This is a genomic window from Enterobacter sp. E1, from assembly GCF_016809815.1.
GTDB classification, from domain to species: domain Bacteria; phylum Pseudomonadota; class Gammaproteobacteria; order Enterobacterales; family Enterobacteriaceae; genus Enterobacter; species Enterobacter adelaidei.
Window position 1 is genome coordinate 103592 of sequence record NZ_JAFBJM010000005.1, and the last position, 17727, is coordinate 121318.

Annotated in this window: 18 protein-coding genes and 1 other annotated feature; of the genes, 14 read left to right on the top strand and 4 right to left on the bottom strand. The window is 54.1% G+C overall.

Annotation, left to right across the window (positions count from 1 at the left end; all coding sequences use genetic code 11):
- The first annotated feature begins 44 nt into the window (after positions 1-44).
- Positions 45-692 (top strand): 2,3-diphosphoglycerate-dependent phosphoglycerate mutase GpmB, encoded by a 648-nt coding sequence (gene gpmB / locus JGF26_RS14740; protein ID WP_028016610.1) that lies wholly within the window; start codon positions 45-47, stop codon positions 690-692.
- Here the strand turns inward: gpmB and robA are convergent.
- Entirely contained in the window at positions 689-1558 is an 870-nt protein-coding gene (gene robA / locus JGF26_RS14745) for an MDR efflux pump AcrAB transcriptional activator RobA (RefSeq protein ID WP_028016611.1), read from the bottom strand. The two genes, gpmB and robA, sit on opposite strands and share 4 nt — an antisense overlap.
- 211 nt (positions 1559-1769) lie before the next feature.
- Here robA and creA point away from each other — a divergent pair, with 211 nt between their 5' ends.
- From creA to creD, 4 genes are read left to right on the top strand one after another with little or no spacing between them, the layout of a single operon-like run.
- Positions 1770-2240 (top strand): protein CreA, encoded by a 471-nt coding sequence (gene creA, locus JGF26_RS14750; protein WP_028016612.1) that lies wholly within the window; start codon positions 1770-1772, stop codon positions 2238-2240.
- A gap of 14 nt (positions 2241-2254) precedes the next feature.
- Complete coding sequence (gene creB, locus JGF26_RS14755; protein ID WP_134708268.1) at positions 2255-2944, top strand: two-component system response regulator CreB; 690 nt, start codon at positions 2255-2257, stop codon at positions 2942-2944.
- Positions 2944-4368, top strand: coding sequence for a two-component system sensor histidine kinase CreC (gene creC, locus JGF26_RS14760; RefSeq protein WP_134708269.1), 1425 nt, complete (start codon positions 2944-2946; stop codon positions 4366-4368). The genes creB and creC overlap by 1 nt, the downstream gene beginning before the upstream one ends.
- Before the next feature lie 56 nt (positions 4369-4424).
- Positions 4425-5777 (top strand): cell envelope integrity protein CreD, encoded by a 1353-nt coding sequence (creD, locus tag JGF26_RS14765; RefSeq protein WP_134708270.1) that lies wholly within the window; start codon positions 4425-4427, stop codon positions 5775-5777.
- A gap of 45 nt (positions 5778-5822) precedes the next feature.
- Here the strand turns inward: creD and arcA are convergent, their stop codons facing one another.
- Positions 5823-6539, bottom strand: a complete 717-nt coding sequence (gene arcA / locus JGF26_RS14770) for a two-component system response regulator ArcA (RefSeq protein ID WP_003856501.1) — start codon at positions 6537-6539, stop codon at positions 5823-5825.
- 95 nt (positions 6540-6634) lie between these two features.
- Between arcA and yjjY the strand changes: the two genes are divergently transcribed.
- The 7 genes from yjjY (at position 6635) to JGF26_RS14805 (ending at position 13470) form a co-directional block, all read left to right on the top strand.
- Positions 6635-6775: a protein YjjY gene (yjjY, locus tag JGF26_RS14775; RefSeq protein ID WP_085928893.1), complete on the top strand. Its 141-nt coding sequence runs from the start codon at positions 6635-6637 to the stop codon at positions 6773-6775.
- A gap of 399 nt (positions 6776-7174) precedes the next feature.
- Positions 7175-7861, top strand: coding sequence for a tRNA/rRNA methyltransferase (locus JGF26_RS14780; RefSeq protein WP_129323960.1), 687 nt, complete (start codon positions 7175-7177; stop codon positions 7859-7861).
- Positions 7862-8072: 211 nt separating this feature from the next.
- Positions 8073-8141: a thr operon leader peptide gene (gene thrL / locus JGF26_RS14785; protein WP_015572623.1), complete on the top strand. Its 69-nt coding sequence runs from the start codon at positions 8073-8075 to the stop codon at positions 8139-8141.
- Positions 8080-8197, top strand: a sequence feature (Thr leader region). (Overlaps the previous gene by 62 nt.)
- A 24-nt stretch (positions 8198-8221) precedes the next feature.
- The gene (gene thrA, locus JGF26_RS14790) at positions 8222-10684 is read left to right on the top strand and encodes a bifunctional aspartate kinase/homoserine dehydrogenase I (RefSeq protein ID WP_049005227.1); all 2463 of its coding nucleotides are present in this window, start codon (positions 8222-8224) and stop codon (positions 10682-10684) included.
- Between the two features lies 1 nt (position 10685).
- Positions 10686-11615: a homoserine kinase gene (thrB, locus tag JGF26_RS14795; protein WP_134708271.1), complete on the top strand. Its 930-nt coding sequence runs from the start codon at positions 10686-10688 to the stop codon at positions 11613-11615.
- 3 nt (positions 11616-11618) lie between these two features.
- Positions 11619-12905 (top strand): threonine synthase, encoded by a 1287-nt coding sequence (gene thrC / locus JGF26_RS14800; protein ID WP_134708272.1) that lies wholly within the window; start codon positions 11619-11621, stop codon positions 12903-12905.
- A 271-nt stretch (positions 12906-13176) separates the two neighbouring features.
- Positions 13177-13470 (top strand): DUF2502 domain-containing protein, encoded by a 294-nt coding sequence (locus tag JGF26_RS14805; protein ID WP_129323958.1) that lies wholly within the window; start codon positions 13177-13179, stop codon positions 13468-13470.
- A 31-nt stretch (positions 13471-13501) separates the two neighbouring features.
- Here the strand turns inward: JGF26_RS14805 and yaaA are convergent, their stop codons facing one another.
- Both yaaA and JGF26_RS14815 read right to left on the bottom strand, forming a co-directional pair.
- Positions 13502-14275: a peroxide stress protein YaaA gene (yaaA, locus tag JGF26_RS14810; RefSeq protein WP_028016621.1), complete on the bottom strand. Its 774-nt coding sequence runs from the start codon at positions 14273-14275 to the stop codon at positions 13502-13504.
- Positions 14276-14341: 66 nt separating this feature from the next.
- Positions 14342-15772, bottom strand: a complete 1431-nt coding sequence (locus JGF26_RS14815) for a sodium:alanine symporter family protein (protein ID WP_049005230.1) — start codon at positions 15770-15772, stop codon at positions 14342-14344.
- A gap of 262 nt (positions 15773-16034) precedes the next feature.
- Here JGF26_RS14815 and tal point away from each other — a divergent pair, with 262 nt between their 5' ends.
- Positions 16035-16988 carry a transaldolase gene (gene tal / locus JGF26_RS14820; RefSeq protein WP_028016623.1) on the top strand — a complete coding sequence of 318 codons (954 nt, stop codon included), beginning with the start codon at positions 16035-16037 and terminating at the stop codon, positions 16986-16988.
- 111 nt (positions 16989-17099) lie between these two features.
- The gene (gene mog, locus JGF26_RS14825) at positions 17100-17687 is read left to right on the top strand and encodes a molybdopterin adenylyltransferase (protein ID WP_049005231.1); all 588 of its coding nucleotides are present in this window, start codon (positions 17100-17102) and stop codon (positions 17685-17687) included.
- Positions 17688-17727: the final 40 nt, after the last annotated feature.

The following is a 17727-nucleotide window of genomic DNA, read 5'->3' on the forward strand; positions in this document are numbered from 1 at the left end:
CTCGATTCGAAAAAAAACTCATCGCAGTATAACGGAAAAAAAGCATGTTACAGGTATACCTTGTTCGCCACGGTGAAACGCAGTGGAACGCCGAGCGACGTATTCAAGGCCAGTCAGACAGTCCCCTCACCGAAAAGGGGGTACAGCAAGCGTGGCAGGTGGCGGAACGCGCCCGAACGCTGGGCATCACCCACGTTATCACCAGCGATCTCGGTCGCACACAGCAGACGGCGAGCATCATCGCGGACGCCTGCGGCTGTGACGTCATGCTTGAGCCGCGCCTGCGCGAGCTGGATATGGGCGTGCTGGAAAAACGCCATATTGATACGCTGACGGAGAAGGAGGAGGGCTGGCGTCGTACGCTGGTTAACGGTACCGAAGATGGCCGTATTCCTGAAGGCGAATCCATGCAAGAGCTGAGCGTTCGTATGCATGCCGCACTGGCGGAATGCCTGAAGCTTCCGGCGGGAAGCCGTCCGCTGCTGGTGAGTCACGGGATTGCGTTGGGTTGCCTGGTGAGCACCATCCTGGGGTTACCGGCTTACGCTGAACGCCGTTTGCGTCTGCGCAACTGCTCCATTTCCCGGATTGATTACCAGGAAAGCGCATGGCTGGCGTCGGGGTGGGTGGTGGAGATGGCAGGGGACATTTCGCATCTCGATGCCCCTGCACTTGACGAACTGCAGCGTTAACGACGAATCGGAATTAAGAATTCCATACGCAGATTGATTGGGCCTTCTTCCGGTTTGGCATCCTGCGCCGGGTAGTAGCGCTCAATGTCCTGACCTTTACGGCGATTCAGATTCAGCATAGGCATGCAGGTTCCGTAAACGGTCAGGATAAACTCCTGAACGCCCGTTCCCAGCCCTTCATAGGCGAACATCACGTATTCGCCGCCTTCGAGCACGACAGGCTTCGAACCCTGAATATAGCCATTGGCCATCTCTGGGGTCAGCGCGGTGGTGTAGAACACCTCCTGCTCGTCGTCTTTTTCCTGACTTGGATGCGTTTCGTTGAGGCCATACAGAATCGGCGGGATCGCCGGGGCGTGGCTCAGGAAGTCGCGCCAGAACTGTACGCGCATCTGATGACGGAACTCAGAAATCTGCTCCAGAGAACAGGAGTAGCTCTGCGTCGTACCGATCAGATGGGTTTCAGGCAACGTGACAATTTCGTATTTTGGCATCGCGAACTCGCCCAGACGCAGCGGTGGACGCATACCAAACGAGCTCCAGTCAGGCGAGCGACGATAAAGCGCTGGCGTTAACGAGAACTGTTTTTTAAAGGCTCGGGTGAAGGTTTGCTGCGAATCGAAACGATATTGCAGGGCAATATCCAGAATCGGCCGTGCCGTAAGGCGCAATGCCACAGCAGACTTAGACAGACGACGCGCGCGAATATAGGCCCCGATAGCATGACCGGTGACATCCTTGAACATCCTTTGCAGATGCCACTTGGAATAGCCTGCTTTAGCCGCCACATTATCCAGTGACAAAGGCTGGTCGAGATGACCTTCCAGCCAGGTGAGCAGGTCGCGAATAATTCCAGCCTGATCCATATACTATCCTCATCCTTAAAACAGCAGGTGCCTGATAACAGGTTAGCGGATAATAGCATTTTTTGATGTTTTAGCATTCAGTGTTTTTTTTGCGCATTCATGCTTTTTGGAGCACATTGTGGGCAAATATATTCTAATCCTGTGATCTTGCTACATTTTTGTCTAAAGTGTTGAATAATCGCCCAGTGTAATTTTAAAGAATGGTAACAATATGAAATACAAGACTTTGATCTTCACCGCGTTGATGCTGATGGTCGGGCGCGTGGCGCAGGCAGAACAGATTGGTTCCGTCGATACCGTGTTCAAAATGTTTGGCCCGGACCACAAAATTGTGGTCGAGGCGTTTGACGATCCGGACGTGAAAAATGTCACCTGCTATGTCAGCCGGGCGAAAACCGGCGGTATCAAAGGTGGCCTGGGACTGGCGGAAGATACCTCCGATGCGGCAATCTCTTGCCAGCAGGTGGGTCCGGTTGAGTTAAGCGATAAAATTAAGAACGGTAAAGCGCAGGGCGACGTGGTGTTCCAGAAACGCACCTCGCTGGTGTTTAAAAAGCTGCAGGTAGTACGTTTCTATGATGCGAAACGCAACACCCTGGCTTACCTGGCCTATTCCGACAAAGTGGTGGAAGGCTCACCGAAAAATGCGATTAGCGCGGTGCCAATCATGCCGTGGCGTTAATTCAGGGACGAACCATGCAACTACCTGTGGTCTGGCTGGTTGAAGACGAAATCAGCATCGCTGACACACTTATCTACATGCTTCAGCAGGAAGGATTCGCGGTGAAGGCGTTTGAACGCGGTCTGCCCGTGCTGGAAGAGGCGCGGCGGCAGTTACCCGCGCTGGCAATTCTTGATGTCGGGTTGCCGGACATCAGCGGCTTTGAGCTGTGCCGTCAACTGCTGGCGCTGCATCCGGCGTTGCCGGTGCTGTTTCTAACGGCGCGAAGCGACGAGGTGGATAAACTGCTCGGTCTGGAGATGGGGGCTGATGACTACGTCGCTAAACCTTTCTCACCGCGCGAAGTGTGTGCCCGGGTGCGGACAATTTTACGGCGGATGCAAAAATCAGCCGCGCCTTCGGATGTTGTGCGTATCGGCCAGTTTGAACTGAACGAACCTGCGGCACGAATCAGCTGGTGCGGTGAGGTGTTACCCCTCACGCGCTACGAGTTTTTGTTACTTAAAACATTGTTACAGGCTCCCGGACGTGTGTACTCCCGCCAGCAGCTAATGGACAAGGTGTGGGGCGAAGACGGGGACAGTTTCGATCGTACCGTGGACACCCATATCAAAACCCTGCGCGCCAAGCTGCGGGCGGTGAACGAGGAGCTTTCACCCATCAGCACCCATCGTGGTATGGGCTACAGCCTGGGGCTTTATTAATGCGCATTGGGATGCGGCTGCTGCTGGGGTACTTCCTGATCGTGGGTATCGCCGCGTGGTTTGTGCTGTCGATCTTTGTTCAGGAAGTGAAGCCCGGCGTGCGCAGGGCAACTGAAGGGACGTTGATCGATACCGCGACCTTGCTAGCCGAAGTCGGGCGCGAGGATCTCCTTTCGGGCAATGCGCAGCAGGGCAAACTGGCGCAGGCCTTTTCACAACTTCATCAGCGGCCTTTCCGCGCCAATATCGGCGGCATTCATAAAGTGCGCAACGAATACCACGTCTACATGACCGATGCGCAGGGCAGAGTGGTGTTTGATTCCGCGAGTCTGGCTGTGGGGAAAGATTACTCCCGCTGGAACGATGTCTGGCTGACCCTTCGTGGCGAATACGGCGCGCGGAGCACCCAGAGCAATCCTGACGATCCAGAGAGCACGGTGATGTATGTTGCGGCTCCGGTTGTGGACAACGGTAAGATTATTGGCGTGCTGTCGGTCGGGAAACCCAACAGCGCGATGGCACCTGTTATCCATCGCAGCGAGCGACGGATCCTGTGGGCGGGTGGTGCATTGCTTGGCATTGCTTTGCTGATTGGCCTTGTTGTGGCGTGGTGGATCAATCGTTCTATCGGTACGTTGTCGCGCTACGCTGACGCGGTTACCACCGATTCCCCTCTGCCATTACCGAATCCCGGCAGCAGTGAACTGCGCAAGCTGGCGCAGGCGCTGGAGAATATGCGTATTCGCCTGGAAGGGAAAAATTACATTGAACACTATGTCCACTCGCTCACCCACGAGCTGAAAAGCCCGCTGGCCGCAATCCGGGGCGCGGCGGAAATTCTCGCTGAGCAGCCCTCACCGCAGGTCGCCAGGCGATTTATCGACAACATCCTGGTGCAAAACGCGCGTATGCAATCGTTGGTCGAAAAGTTGCTTGCCCAGGCCAGGCTTGAAAATCGGGTGGAGATTGTCCCCACAAGCGTCGATGTCGATGCGCTGTTTACGCGGCTGGCTGACGCCCGCTCGACGCTACTGACCGCTAAAAATATCACCCTGACCTGTAAAAGCACCGCGCTGTGTGTGGAAGGTGATGCGGAGCTGCTTGAACAGGCATTGGGTAATTTACTGGATAACGCCATCGACTTCACGCCGGAGGGCGGGGCTGTTCAGCTTGCAGCCCATGAAGGGGACAAGCAGATACACTTTACCGTCACCGACAGCGGCAGCGGGATCCCGGATTATGCCCTGACGCGAATTTTCGAACGTTTTTACTCTCTTCCTCGTGACAACGGATTGAAAAGCAGCGGCCTTGGGCTGGCCTTTGTACAGGAGGTGGCGCGTCTGCACCAGGGGGAGATCACATTGCGTAATCGTGATGAAGGTGGCGTGATGGCCACGCTGATACTTCACCGTCCCTTCACATAACTTCAAACTGGCCCCACATAGCCCGGTTACGCTCTCCTCATCACAAAGGAGACGTAATGATGAAATCCCCCCTGTTCTGGAAAGTAAGCACTCTGCTGGGGTGCATCCTGCTGTTGTTAGTCCCGCTTTTTATGGTCAGTAACCTGATTTCAGAGCGTGAAAACTACCGCAACGATGTTGAAAATACGCTTCGTCAGAGCACCAGCGGACCGCAAAAGCTGGTCGGTCCGATGATTGCGATTCCGATGACGGAGATCTTTTACAAGATAGAGGACGAGAAGAAGATCGAATACAAGAAAAGCTATATGCATTTCATTCTGCCGGAATCTCTGGTTGTGGAAGGTAACCAGCGCGTGGAGTCCCGAAATATTGGCATCTACGACGGGCAAATCTGGAACGCTGACCTGAAGATAAAAGCACAGTTTAATACCGAAGAGCTAAAACAACTGAGAGGGGAAACGATAACAACAGGGCAACCGTTTATCGTAACGGGCGTTGGCGACGCGCGGGGCATTGGCACGGTCAGTATCTCTAAAATCAACGGTGAGACGCTAAGCGTGGAACCCGGTTCAGGCGTCTACGGGGCGCTTGCTGGGATCCACATCCCGCTGACCGACAAAGCGCTGGAAGCCAAAACGTTTGCGCTTGAGATGTCCCTCAGCCTGGCGGGAACGGGCAGTTTTGCGGTGGTACCGGTAGGGCGTAATAGCGAAATGACGCTCACCAGCAACTGGCCGCATCCGGGTTTTATGGGCGATTATCTCCCCGTTAAGCATCAGATAGGCGAGTCCGGTTTCCAGGCGAACTGGCAGAGCAGCTGGTTTGCAAATAACCTTGAGAGCTGGTTCTACGACAAGGAGTCGCCGGAGTGGGAGGCGCTCCCGGCCTTCAGCGTCACGGTAGCGACGCCAGCCGACCAGTATCAGCTGACTGACCGTGCGATCAAGTACGCTATTTTGCTGATTGCGCTGACGTTTATGGCCTTCTTTGTCTTCGAAACCTTAACCGGATTACGCCTTCACCCGATGCAGTATCTGCTGGTGGGGCTGTCGCTGGTCCTGTTCTATCTGGTGCTGCTGGCGCTGTCTGAACACGTCGGGTTTACGCCCGCCTGGGTTGTTGCAAGTCTGGTTGGCGCAGCGATGAACGGAATGTACCTGCAGGCCGTGCTGAAAAGCTGGAAGCGCAGCGGGCTGTTTGTGCTGGCGCTACTCGGGCTGGACGTGGTGATGTGGTTCCTGCTGCGTTCGGAGGACAGCGCGCTGCTGTTGGGGTCAGCGGTTCTCGCGCTGGCGCTGTTTGCGGTGATGTACCTGACCCGGCATTTCGACTGGTACTCGCTCTCTCAGCCGAAGCGACCTGAACCACCTGCAGCACCGGATGACGATACGATGCGGATTTGGAAATAAAAAAACGGCGCAAATGCGCCGTTTTTTAATGCGTTAACTGCGGGATTACTCCTGCAGATCGCCGCAGAAACGGTACCCTTCGCCGTGGATCGTGGCGATGATTTCCGGGGTATCCGGCGTAGATTCGAAATGTTTACGAATACGACGGATCGTTACGTCTACGGTACGGTCGTGCGGTTTCAGCTCACGGCCGGTCATTTTCTTCAGCAATTCTGCACGGGACTGAATTTTGCCCGGGTTTTCGCAGAAGTGCAGCATCGCGCGGAATTCACTGCGCGGCAGTTTATACTGCTCACCGTTCGGGCTAATCAGTGAACGGCTATTGATATCAAGTTCCCAGCCGTTGAATTTGTAGCTATCGACGCTACGACGCTCTTCGCTGACCGTACCCAGGTTCATGGTGCGAGACAGCAGGTTGCGTGCACGAATGGTTAACTCGCGAGGGTTGAACGGCTTGGTGATGTAGTCATCCGCACCGATTTCCAGGCCAAGAATTTTATCAACTTCGTTGTCACGGCCTGTCAGGAACATCAACGCGACGTTCGCCTGTTCACGCAGTTCGCGCGCCAGAAGAAGACCGTTTTTGCCCGGAAGGTTAATATCCATGATCACCAGGTTGATATCATTTTCAGAAAGGATCTGATGCATCTCTGCGCCATCGGTCGCTTCAAAGACATCGTAGCCTTCTGCTTCGAAAATGCTCTTTAACGTGTTGCGTGTTACCAACTCGTCTTCAACGATAAGAATGTGCGGGGTCTGCATGTTTGCTACCTAAATTGCCAACTAAATCGAAACAGGAAGTACAAAAGTCCCTGACCTGCCTGATACATGTCGCAAATTAACATGACCGGCCTAACGTGACTAAAGTACGTAATTGCGTTCTTGATGCACTTTCCATCAACGTCAACAACATCATTAGCTTGGTCTTGGGTACTTTCCCTTTGGACCCGACAGTGTCAAAAACGGCTGTCATCCTAACCATTTTAACAGCAACATAACAGGCTAAGTGACACCAGACACCCAATAAAACTACGCTTCGTTGACATATATCAAGTTCAATTGTAGCACGTTAACAGTTTGATGAAATCATCGTAGCTGAATGCTAGCCTTTATCACAATTTTTCAATAAACCAACTAGTTGCGGACCTTGATTTATAAACGAAGTGAATCCAATCAGAATAGGGTATTCATGTCGCTATTATCATTATAAAACATAAGGATAATAGTCTTCTGTTAACATTCTAACTGATTGTTCAGACACAAAATAGTTTAGCGTTTTTAATTTGTTATGAAACGCTATTTCGGTGATTTGTGTTGCAATTTTGTAAATTCGCGCTGCGTAATATGTTGATGTGCATCACATTTTTACCCGCTAACTGATTAAAAAGAGAGCATAAATGCATCTGTCGATTGTACTAGTTGCCCCAGCCAGAGCCGAAAATATAGGCGCAGCGGCGCGTGCCATGAAGACCATGGGTTTTACCGATTTACGTATTGTGGACAGCACGGCCCATCTGGAGCCTGCCGCCCGGTGGGTGGCGCACGGGTCGGGAGATATTCTAGATAATATAACCACTTACGACACACTAGCCGCCGCGTTGCACGACATTTCGTTTACCGTTGCGACCACCGCGCGCAGCCGTGCGAAATTCCACTACTACGCCACCCCTGCTGAACTGGTGCCCATGCTGAAAGAGAAAAGCCAGTGGCTGGAGAAAGCCGCGCTGGTGTTTGGCCGTGAAGATTCCGGGTTAACAAACGAAGAGCTGGAACTCGCTGACGTGCTCACGGGGGCACCGATGGTGGCCGATTATCCGTCCCTGAATTTAGGCCAGGCGGTCATGGTCTACTGCTATCAATTAGCTTCCCTAATGCAAATCCCTCAGCCACAGGCTGAAGGGGCAAACGAAAACCAGCTGGCCGCACTGCGCGCTCGTGTTGAGCAACTGTTATCTCAATTGGGGGTAGCGGACGATCAAAAAATGGCTGACTGGCTGCAGCAGCGTTTGGGGCGTCTTGAACAGCGGGACACCGCCATGCTGCACCGTTTGCTGCACGATATTGAAAAAAAATTGGCCGAGTAAAATACTGCCATAAGTTTTTACTATGGCGAATAAGTCTGTCTGGATGGGTTGTACTTGGGGGAATCGGATGAAAATAAATCTGCACGCAGCGGGACGTGAGAGTCTCCCGAAATGTGATCAAATTAAAAATCCATTGACTTAAGGTGCCCGATCCTTTAACCCTAAAAGAATACAGCACAGACAGATAATAATGACAGAGTACACAACATCCATGAAACGCATCAGCATCACCACCATTACCACAACCATCATCATTACCACAGGTAACGATGCGGGCTGACGCGTACAGGAAAAACAAAAAAAAGCCCGCACCTGAACAGTGCGGGCTTTTTTTTCGGCTAAAGGAAACGAGGTAGAACCATGCGAGTGTTGAAGTTCGGCGGTACATCAGTGGCAAATGCAGAACGTTTTCTGCGCGTTGCCGATATCCTGGAAAGCAACGCCAGGCAGGGGCAGGTTGCGACCGTGCTCTCTGCCCCGGCAAAAATCACGAACCATCTGGTGGCGATGATTGAAAAAACCATCGGTGGTCAGGATGCACTCCCGAACATCAGCGACGCAGAGCGTATCTTCGCTGACTTACTGCAAGGGCTGGCAGAGGCGCAGCCAGGCTTTCCGCACGCTCAACTGAAGTCCTTCGTTGAGCAGGAATTCGCGCAAATTAAACATGTTCTGCACGGCATCAGCCTTCTCGGCCAGTGTCCGGACAGCATCAACGCGGCACTGATCTGTCGAGGCGAAAAACTCTCTATCGCTATCATGGCGGGCGTGCTTGAAGCGCGCGGTCATCACGTGACTGTGATCGATCCGGTTGAAAAACTGCTGGCGGTGGGCCACTACCTCGAATCCACTGTTGATATTGCCGAATCAACCCGCCGCATCGCTGCAAGCAAAATTCCGTCTGACCACATGATCCTGATGGCAGGCTTCACCGCCGGTAACGAGAAGGGGGAGCTGGTGGTGCTGGGCCGTAACGGCTCCGACTATTCCGCCGCCGTGCTGGCCGCCTGTTTACGCGCGGACTGCTGTGAGATCTGGACTGACGTCGATGGTGTTTATACCTGCGACCCGCGCCAGGTACCGGACGCCAGGCTGTTGAAGTCGATGTCGTATCAGGAAGCGATGGAGCTTTCCTACTTCGGCGCTAAAGTCCTTCACCCGCGTACCATCTCTCCGATTGCCCAGTTCCAGATCCCTTGCCTGATTAAAAACACCGGTAATCCGCAGGCACCCGGTACGCTGATTGGCGCGAGTAACGATGAAGACGGCCTGCCGGTGAAAGGGATCTCTAACCTCAACAACATGGCGATGTTCAGCGTCTCAGGTCCGGGGATGAAAGGGATGGTCGGTATGGCGGCGCGCGTGTTTGCAGCCATGTCCCGCAACGGCATCTCCGTGGTGTTGATCACCCAGTCTTCTTCCGAATACAGCATCAGCTTCTGCGTGCCGCAGGCCGACTGCCTGCGCGCCCGCCGCGCGCTGGAAGAAGAATTCTATCTTGAGCTGAAAGAAGAACTGCTTGAGCCGCTGTACATTCAGGAACGTCTGGCGATCATCTCGGTGGTGGGCGATGGCATGCGCACGCTACGCGGTATCTCCGCCAAGTTCTTCGCTGCGCTGGCACGCGCCAATATCAATATCGTGGCGATTGCCCAGGGCTCGTCAGAGCGTTCAATCTCTGTTGTTGTGGACAACGATGACGCCACCACCGGCGTTCGCGTGGTTCACCAGATGCTGTTCAACACCGATCAGGTCATCGAACTGTTCCTGATTGGCGTGGGAGGCGTTGGCGGCGCGCTGCTGGAGCAGGTGAAGCGCCAGCAGGCGTGGCTGAAGAAGAAACATATTGATCTGCGCGTCTGCGGGATCGCCAACTCAAAAGCGTTGCTGACCAACGTGCATGGCCTGAATCTGGAAAACTGGCAGGCGGAAATGAACGAGGCGAAAGAGCCGTTTAATCTGGGACGCCTGATCCGACTGGTGAAAGAGTATCACCTGCTCAACCCGGTGATTGTCGACTGTACGTCGAACCAGGCGGTTGCCGATCAGTACGCTGACTTCCTGCGTGAAGGCTTCCACGTGGTGACGCCGAACAAAAAGGCCAACACCTCGTCGATGAACTACTACCACCAGTTGCGCCTGGCGGCGAGCAAATCGCGTCGCAAATTCCTGTATGACACCAACGTGGGTGCTGGTTTGCCGGTTATCGAGAACCTGCAAAACCTGCTGAACGCGGGGGATGAACTGCAGCGTTTCTCCGGTATCCTCTCCGGATCGCTGTCGTTTATTTTCGGCAAACTGGATGAAGGCATGAGCCTCTCAGAAGCGACCCGCGCTGCGCGTGAACTGGGCTATACCGAGCCGGATCCGCGTGACGATCTCTCCGGGATGGATGTGGCGCGTAAGCTGCTGATCCTGGCGCGTGAAACAGGTCGTGAGCTGGAGCTGTCCGATATCGTGATTGAACCGGTCCTGCCAGCAGAATTTGATAGCTCCGGTGATGTCGGTGCCTTTATGGCTAATTTGCCGCAGCTTGACGATGCGTTTGCCGCACGCGTTGCGAAAGCCCGTGATGAAGGTAAGGTATTGCGCTATGTTGGCAATATTGAAGAAGATGGTGTGTGCCGGGTGAAGATTGCCGAAGTGGATGGCAACGACCCGCTGTACAAAGTCAAAAACGGCGAAAACGCCCTTGCGTTTTACAGCCACTATTATCAGCCATTGCCGCTGGTGCTTCGCGGTTATGGCGCAGGGAACGATGTTACAGCGGCGGGTGTGTTTGCCGATCTGCTGCGTACCCTGTCATGGAAGTTAGGAGTTTAACATGGTCAAAGTTTATGCCCCGGCTTCCAGCGCCAATATGAGCGTCGGATTTGATGTGCTGGGTGCGGCGGTCACGCCGGTTGATGGTTCTCTGCTGGGCGATACGGTCACGGTTGAAGCGGCAAATAGCTTCAGCCTGAATAACGTGGGCCGCTTTGCCAGCAAACTGCCGTCGGACCCGCGCGAGAATATCGTCTATCAGTGCTGGGAGCGCTTCTGTCAGGAGATTGGCAAAAATGTGCCGGTCATCATGACGCTGGAAAAAAGTATGCCGATTGGCTCAGGGCTGGGCTCCAGCGCCTGCTCGGTGGTCGCTGCGCTGGTGGCCATGAATGAACACTGCGGCAAACCGCTCAACAATAACCGCCTGCTGGGGTTAATGGGCGAGCTGGAAGGGCGAATCTCTGGCAGCATTCATTATGACAACGTCGCGCCGTGCTTCCTTGGCGGCATGCAGTTGATGATCGAAGAAAATGGCATCATCAGCCAGCAGGTGCCAGGGTTTGATGAGTGGCTGTGGGTGCTGGCCTATCCGGGTATTAAGGTTTCCACCGCTGAAGCGCGTGCGATCCTGCCTGCGCAGTATCGTCGCCAGGACTGTATCGCGCACGGACGTCATCTGGCCGGCTTTATTCACGCCTGCTATACCCGTCAGCCGCAGCTGGCGGCGAAATTGATGAAAGATGTCATTGCCGAGCCATACCGCACAAAACTGCTGCCTGGTTTTAACGAGGCACGACAGGCATCTTTGGATATTGGCGCGCAGGCATGCGGCATCTCCGGCTCCGGCCCGACGCTGTTCGCCTTATGCGATAAACCAGACACTGCGCAACGCGTGGCGGACTGGCTCTCTAAACACTACCTGCAAAATCAGGAAGGCTTTGTTCATATTTGCCGTCTGGACACGGCTGGCGCACGAGTACTGGGATAACGAATGAAACTCTACAATCTTAAAGATCATAACGAGCAGGTCAGCTTCGCGCAGGCGGTGACTCAGGGACTGGGCAAAAATCAGGGGTTATTCTTCCCGCATGACCTGCCGGAATTTCAGCTGACCGAGATTGATGAACTGCTGAAGCTGGATTTTGTCACCCGCAGTGCCAAAATTCTGTCTGCGTTTATCGGCGACGAAATCCCGCAGGAACTGCTGGAAGAGCGCGTGCGGTCGGCGTTCGCTTTCCCGGCTCCGGTTCAGCAGGTGGAGCCTGACGTTGGCTGTCTGGAACTGTTCCATGGCCCGACCCTGGCGTTCAAAGATTTCGGTGGCCGCTTTATGGCTCAGATGCTGACCCACATCAGCGGCGACAAACCGGTAACTATCCTGACGGCTACCTCCGGTGATACCGGTGCGGCGGTTGCGCATGCGTTCTACGGCCTGAAAAACGTTCGTGTGGTGATCCTCTACCCGAAAGGCAAAATCAGCCCGCTGCAGGAAAAACTGTTCTGTACCCTCGGCGGCAACATTGAGACCGTGGCTATCGACGGTGATTTCGACGCCTGCCAGGCACTGGTCAAACAGGCCTTCGATGATGAAGAGCTGAAGGCGGCGCTGGGTCTGAACTCGGCGAACTCCATCAACATCAGCCGTCTGCTGGCGCAGATTTGCTACTATTTCGAAGCGGTTGCACAGCTCCCGCAGGAAGCGCGTAATCAGCTTGTTGTCTCTGTGCCAAGCGGTAACTTTGGTGACCTGACGGCTGGCCTGCTGGCAAAATCCCTGGGTCTGCCGGTGAAACGCTTTATCGCTGCCACCAACGCTAACGACACCGTGCCGCGTTTCCTGAAAGACGGCAAATGGGCGCCGAACGCGACGCAGGCAACGCTCTCCAATGCGATGGATGTGTCGCAGCCGAATAACTGGCCGCGAGTGGAAGAACTGTTCCGCCGCAAAATCTGGCGTCTTGGCGATCTGGGTTACGCAGCGGTGACGGATGAAACCACCAAAGAGACCATGCGTGAGCTGAAAGCGGTGGGGTACACCTCCGAACCGCACGCCGCAATTGCTTACCGTGCTTTGCGCGATCAGCTTAATCCTGGTGAATATGGCCTGTTCCTGGGGACGGCGCATCCGGCAAAATTCAAAGAGAGCGTGGAAGAGATTCTGGGTGAAACGCTGCCGCTGCCGAAAGAGCTGGCCGAACGTGCCGACCTGCCGCTGCTGTCTCATGAACTACCTGCGGATTTTGCCGCGCTGCGTAAGCTGATGATGGCTCGAGCGTGATTTTTGTCGGGTGACGGCTACGCCTTACCCGACCTACAACGGCTGCGTAAGTTGATGATGAGCCGAGCATAATTTTACTGCCGGGGAAGGCGACGGCGCCACCCGGCTTTTTTATGGAGAAATTAAGGAGAAAAAAAGAAGGGAAAATGCAGAAATTCCCAATAAATGCGGTAACTTAGAGATTAGGATTGCAGAGAATAACAACCCCGGTTCCCCTCACGTAACCTCCTTACATCGGCCCACGTTGGGCAAGAAGAATAAGGAGTCACCTATGTCTACGTTGAAACCTGTCCTCATCGCACTTTCACTGATGCTGGTCGCTCCTATGGCGGTACAGGCATCTGAAATCACACTCGTGCCTGCGGTAAAACTGCAGATTGGTGACCAGGATAACCACGGACACTACTGGGATGGCGGTCGCTGGCGTGACCATGACTGGTGGAAGGCCCATTATGACTGGCGCGATAATCACTGGCGTCCTCATGACGAACATCGCGATCGTGACGACCATCCAGACCACCGTCACGACGATCATCGTCCAGGTCCGGACTGGAAGCACCATTAATGCAAACCCCGCCAGCTGGCGGGGTTTTGTTTTACTGCTCGTGGCGCTTAAACACCAGTTCACCTTTCCCTGACGACGCTTCGTCAAAGAAATACCCTTCGCTGTTAAATCCGGTCAACTGCTCCGGCTTCGTCAGTCGATTCTGAATGATGTAGCGGCTCATCAGACCACGCGCTTTTTTGGCGTAGAAACTGATCACTTTGAACTTACCGTTTTTCTCATCAAGGAAGACCGGCTTGATGATTTCCGCATCCAGTTTCTTTGGCTTCACGGACTTGTAGTATTCGTCAGAGGCCAGGTTAATCACCACGTTATCGCCCTGGGCATGTAGCGCTGCGTTTAGCTTGTCGGTAATGATGTCACCCCAGAAATGGTACAGATCTTTGCCTTTTGCATTCTCTAATCGGATACCCATCTCAAGACGGTAAGGTTGCATCAAATCCAGCGGACGCAGAACGCCGTACAGGCCTGAGAGCATGCGCAGGTGCTGCTGGGCAAAATCGAAATCGGCTTCGCTGAACTCTTCCGCCTGCAGGCCGGTATACACATCACCTTTAAACGCCAGCAGCGCCTGGCGAGCGTTGGCTGGCGTGAAATCCGGGTGCCACTCGTGGAAGCGGGTGGCGTTAAGATCTGCGAGCTTATCGCTGATGCTCATCAGCGAGGCGATTTGTGGTGCAGAGAGTTTACGCGCTTCGCGGATCAGCTGTTGCGAATAGTCCAGCAGTTCAGGTTGCGTATAGCGCTCGGTGGCGAGCGGGCTCTGGTAGTCGAGCGTTTTTGCAGGTGAAATAAGAATCAGCATATCCAGTCCTTGCAGGAAATTTAGAGCGACTTTAGCAAAAAATCGCCCTGAATTGATCGATAGCTGTTATCGCCGGGGCAAATCATCCCATGTGCCGGGGGCCAGTTGCGCGTCAACTTCAGGATAGCGTGTGGGATCAAATACCGGTGGAACACCCAGTTTGCGTTGACGAAGATAGTCCCGGGCAATCAGGCTAACAATGGGGGAGAGCAGCAGGATCGCCGTGAGGTTGGTGATGGCCATCAGTGCCATGATGACGTCAGCCAGTTGCCAGACCAATGGCATGCTGAGCAGGGAGCCTGCAATGACCATCAGTATCACTCCCAGGCGCAATGCACTGATTGCGGCGCGGGAGTCGAGTTTCAGGAAGATAAGGTTATTTTCGGCGTAAAGGTAATTCACCACAATTGAGCTGAAGGCGAACAATATCAGTATGATCGCGACAAAACCGGCCCCCCAGCTGCCAGTAAGGTTCACCAGAGCCTGCTGAAGAAGCTGTATCCCGGCGTTTCCCGACGAATGCGGTACGGGGCCTGCCAGTAGCAAAATCATGGCGCTGGCGGAGCAGATAATAATGGTATCGGTAAAGACGCCAATCATTTGCACAATGCCTTGTGCGGCAGGGTGTGGCGGCCAGGAAGAGGCGGCTGCCGCCGCGTTGGGGGTTGACCCCATACCCGCTTCATTGGAAAACATTCCTCGCTGAAAACCCGCCATCAGCGCCTGGCTGAAGGTGTAGCCCAGCGCACCTGATGCCGCCTCACGCCAGCCAAAAGCGCTTTTGAAGATAGTGGTAATGATTCCTGGAACCTGGTCGGCATGCAGTGCGGCGACAAACAGGCTCGCGCCAACCCAGAGCAGCGCCATCACGGGAACCATCCACTGCATCAGGCGGGCGATGCCTTTGAGACCAGCAGAAATGGTGAACAGAACGAAGAGGGATAAAACGATGCCTGTGATCCACTCCGGGCAGGCGAAGGCATAGCGCAGAGCATTGGCGACAGAATTAGCCTGAACCGTATTAAAAATAAGGCCATAAGCGAGCAGTAAAAAAAGCGAGAACAGAACGCCCATCCAGCGCATCCCTAACCCACGCGCCATATACCAGGCCGGACCGCCGCGAAACTGACCGTGTTTGTCCTTCTCCTTGTACAGCTGTGCGAGAGAGCATTCGGCAAACGAGGTGGCCATGCCAACGATCGCGGTGACCCACATCCAGAAGACGGCGCCAGGACCACCGGCACTGATGGCCAGCGCTACACCCGCCAGGTTACCGCTACCGACGCGTGCGGCGAGACTGGTACAAAGCGCCTGAAACGAGGTGAGTCCGCCTGGCTGCGGCGTAATGCTGTTTTTCAGACTTCTGCCAAACTTGCGTATATATCTAAACTGGATAAAACCACTGCGCAGTGTGAACCATATACCTGCCCCTAATAGCAGATATATCATTATCGAACCCCAGAGGATTTCGTTGATAAAGAAAAGGAAATCAGGCATTAACGTCCCTCTTGTTGATGCCAATATGAATATGTAAGCGCTACCACTGATTGAGCATGCTGTTACTTAGCAGCCTGTTAATATTCTGAGTTTATCATACTCTGTCTAAGCGCACTGTCTGCGGTTGCGCTACCTCTCACTCGTGTTATCATCTGGGCAGACCGGTTACATCCCCCTAACAAGTAAACCTGTCATTTTTCCGCTGCAGGCATGCTGTCGGTAGCGTGAATTATCCAGGGCACGTTAAAAGAGAAACACTATCATGACGGATAAATTGACCTCCCTTCGTCAGTTCACCACTGTCGTAGCTGACACCGGAGATATCGCGGCAATGAAGTTGTACCAGCCGCAGGATGCCACAACTAACCCTTCTCTGATCCTGAACGCTGCACAGATCCCTGAGTATCGCAAACTGATTGACGACGCTGTGACCTGGGCGAAAGCGCAGAGCAATGACCGCGCGCAGCAGATCGTTGATGCCACTGACAAACTGGCAGTGAACATCGGTCTGGAAATCCTGAAACTGGTTCCTGGCCGCATCTCTACCGAAGTGGATGCACGCCTCTCCTACGACACCGAAGCGTCAATCGCCAAAGCAAAACGCCTGATCAAAATGTACAACGATGCGGGTATCAGCAACGACCGCATCCTGATCAAACTGGCCTCTACCTGGCAGGGCATTCGCGCGGCTGAGCAGCTGGAAAAAGACGGCATCAACTGTAACCTGACTCTGCTGTTCTCCTTCGCGCAGGCGCGTGCTTGTGCTGAAGCCGGTGTATACCTGATTTCTCCGTTCGTAGGCCGTATTCTGGACTGGTACAAAGCCAACACCGATAAGAAAGAGTACGCACCTGCTGAAGATCCAGGCGTGGTTTCCGTTACTGAAATCTACGAATACTACAAACAGCACGGTTATGAGACTGTTGTTATGGGCGCAAGCTTCCGTAACGTCGGTGAAATCATCGAGCTGGCTGGCTGTGACCGCCTGACCATCGCCCCTGCACTGCTGAAAGAGCTGGCAGAAAGCGAAGGCGCGATCGAGCGTAAGCTGTCTTACACCGGTGAAGTGAAAGCGCGCCCAGAACGCATCACTGAGTCCGAGTTCCTGTGGCAGCACAACCAGGATCCAATGGCAGTAGACAAACTGGCGGACGGTATCCGTAAGTTTGCTGTTGACCAGGGCAAACTGGAAAAAATGATCGGCGACCTGCTGTAATCATTTCTGCGTGACCGGGTTCCCGGTCACGCGACTTCTTTCGTACCCTGTCTGAATTTCCTCTCTGCGTGTATCATTCCCTTTAATCAGTACTTTTTAGATGGAATGGCTATGAATACCTTACGCATCGGCTTAGTGTCGATTTCTGACCGCGCCTCCAGCGGTGTTTACCAGGATAAAGGCATCCCGGCTCTGGAAGAGTGGCTGGGCAGCGCGCTGACTACCCCTTTTGAAATCCAGACCCGCCTGATCCCAGACGAACAGCCGATCATTGAGCAGACGTTGTGCGAGCTGGTGGATGAGATGAGCTGCCATCTGGTGTTGACCACGGGTGGAACAGGGCCTGCACGTCGCGATGTCACGCCAGATGCGACGCTGGCAGTCGCCGACCGTGAAATGCCGGGCTTCGGTGAGCAAATGCGTCAGATCAGCCTACACTTTGTTCCAACCGCCATCCTCTCTCGCCAGGTGGGCGTGATCCGCAAACAGGCGTTGATCCTGAACCTGCCGGGCCAGCCGAAGTCGATCAAAGAGACGCTGGAAGGGCTTAAAGCCGACGATGGCAGCGTGATCGTACACGGGATCTTTGCAAGTGTACCGTATTGTATACAGCTGCTGGACGGTCCGTATGTGGAAACCGATGAGAAAGTCGTAGCAGCTTTTCGGCCTAAAAGCGCGCGCCGCGAGACAATATCCTGAAAATAATGATTATGTGACATTAGCTGAAGCGGCGATGGCG

Excerpts from the sequence above, each read along its gene's own strand:
- tal (WP_028016623.1), top strand. The coding sequence starts at position 16,035 with ATGACGGATAAATTGACCTCCCTTCGTCAGTTCACCACTGTCGTAGCT.
- JGF26_RS14805 (WP_129323958.1), top strand. The coding sequence starts at position 13,177 with ATGTCTACGTTGAAACCTGTCCTCATCGCACTTTCACTGATGCTGGTC.
- JGF26_RS14780 (WP_129323960.1), top strand. The coding sequence starts at position 7,175 with ATGCATCTGTCGATTGTACTAGTTGCCCCAGCCAGAGCCGAAAATATA.
- JGF26_RS14815 (WP_049005230.1), bottom strand. The coding sequence starts at position 15,772 with ATGCCTGATTTCCTTTTCTTTATCAACGAAATCCTCTGGGGTTCGATA.
- thrB (WP_134708271.1), top strand. The coding sequence starts at position 10,686 with ATGGTCAAAGTTTATGCCCCGGCTTCCAGCGCCAATATGAGCGTCGGA.
- mog (WP_049005231.1), top strand. The coding sequence starts at position 17,100 with ATGAATACCTTACGCATCGGCTTAGTGTCGATTTCTGACCGCGCCTCC.
- creA (WP_028016612.1), top strand. The coding sequence starts at position 1,770 with ATGAAATACAAGACTTTGATCTTCACCGCGTTGATGCTGATGGTCGGG.
- thrC (WP_134708272.1), top strand. The coding sequence starts at position 11,619 with ATGAAACTCTACAATCTTAAAGATCATAACGAGCAGGTCAGCTTCGCG.
- creB (WP_134708268.1), top strand. The coding sequence starts at position 2,255 with ATGCAACTACCTGTGGTCTGGCTGGTTGAAGACGAAATCAGCATCGCT.
- creC (WP_134708269.1), top strand. The coding sequence starts at position 2,944 with ATGCGCATTGGGATGCGGCTGCTGCTGGGGTACTTCCTGATCGTGGGT.
- arcA (WP_003856501.1), bottom strand. The coding sequence starts at position 6,539 with ATGCAGACCCCGCACATTCTTATCGTTGAAGACGAGTTGGTAACACGC.
- robA (WP_028016611.1), bottom strand. The coding sequence starts at position 1,558 with ATGGATCAGGCTGGAATTATTCGCGACCTGCTCACCTGGCTGGAAGGT.
- creD (WP_134708270.1), top strand. The coding sequence starts at position 4,425 with ATGATGAAATCCCCCCTGTTCTGGAAAGTAAGCACTCTGCTGGGGTGC.
- yaaA (WP_028016621.1), bottom strand. The coding sequence starts at position 14,275 with ATGCTGATTCTTATTTCACCTGCAAAAACGCTCGACTACCAGAGCCCG.
- gpmB (WP_028016610.1), top strand. The coding sequence starts at position 45 with ATGTTACAGGTATACCTTGTTCGCCACGGTGAAACGCAGTGGAACGCC.
- thrA (WP_049005227.1), top strand. The coding sequence starts at position 8,222 with ATGCGAGTGTTGAAGTTCGGCGGTACATCAGTGGCAAATGCAGAACGT.